Origin of the sequence: Achromobacter sp. Marseille-Q0513 (assembly GCF_018195695.1) — a bacterium.
Taxonomy (GTDB): Bacteria; Pseudomonadota; Gammaproteobacteria; order Burkholderiales; family Burkholderiaceae_B; genus Achromobacter.
In genome coordinates, this window is sequence record NZ_JAGTJY010000385.1 from 1 (window position 1) to 995 (window position 995).

General features: G+C 74.9%; 1 protein-coding gene. It reads left to right on the plus strand.

Annotated features, from left to right (window positions below; all coding sequences use genetic code 11):
* Positions 1 to 995: hypothetical protein (locus KDH83_RS30815; RefSeq protein WP_212322854.1), on the plus strand; the 995-nt coding region annotated here is incomplete at both ends.

Below are 995 nucleotides of genomic sequence, written 5' to 3' on the forward strand. Positions count from 1 at the left end.
GTCGCGCGCGCCCGGCGACCTGCTCTACACCGGCCTGTACAAGGGCTTCGAGCAGAAGCACGAGCGCTGGGGCGAGCGGGCCACGCGCACCTTCTACAATCCGCTGATCGCGCCGCGCCAGCGCTATGAGACGGGCTACACCGTGGGACGCGACGCGGGCCGGCTGGTGGTGTCGGCCAGCAGCGCGCGGTTGGAAGGCGGGATGACGGGCGAAACCTATCTGGGGCCGCGCCAGACCGATGCGCCGCAGGCGGCGCTCGACGGCTTCCTGCAGCCGCAGCATGCCGCCGCGCGACGCGGCGAGTTGGTGGCGGGCAGCTATCTGCCGCGCTATGACGAGGCGGGCAAGACGCTGTCCTGGGGGCTGACGGGCGTCGCGGGCAAGATCACGGTGGGCGAGGGCGAGGCCGGCGCCGGCGAGATCCGCCTGAGCGCGGCCTGGCTGAACCAGGCCGGGCTGGGCGGCTTGAGGCTGGCCGCCGTCGATACGGTGGCGGTGAACGACGCGCTGCGGCTGGCGCCCGGGGGCGAGGCTGTGCTGTACGCGCCTTGGGTGGATATCAAGGCCGGCATCTCCGCGCCGGGTGGCGCCATCCAGGCCGGCAACGTGCTGCGGCAGCTGACGCCGAGCGGACGCGTGGAGGACTCCGTGACCCTGCCGCGCGGATCCGGCCGCGCCGTGGGCGTGCAGGTCGCCGCCGGCGCGACGCTGGATGTGGGCGGCCTGTGGGCCAACCTGGGCGCGCGGCCGCAGGACCATGCGCTGTTGCCCTATGGCAATGGCGGCCTGGTGTCGCTGCGCAGCTCGGGCAACATCAAGCTGGAGGCGGGCTCGGGCGTGATCCTGGACAGCGGCGCCGCCGTGCTGGCGGGCGGCAAGCGGCGCGCGGGCAAGGGCGGCGACGCGGTGTTCGAAGCCGGCGCGGGCCCGGCCGCCGCCGTTGGCGCGCTGGACCTGTCGGGCGCGATTTCCGCGCTGGGGGCGGACGGCGGCG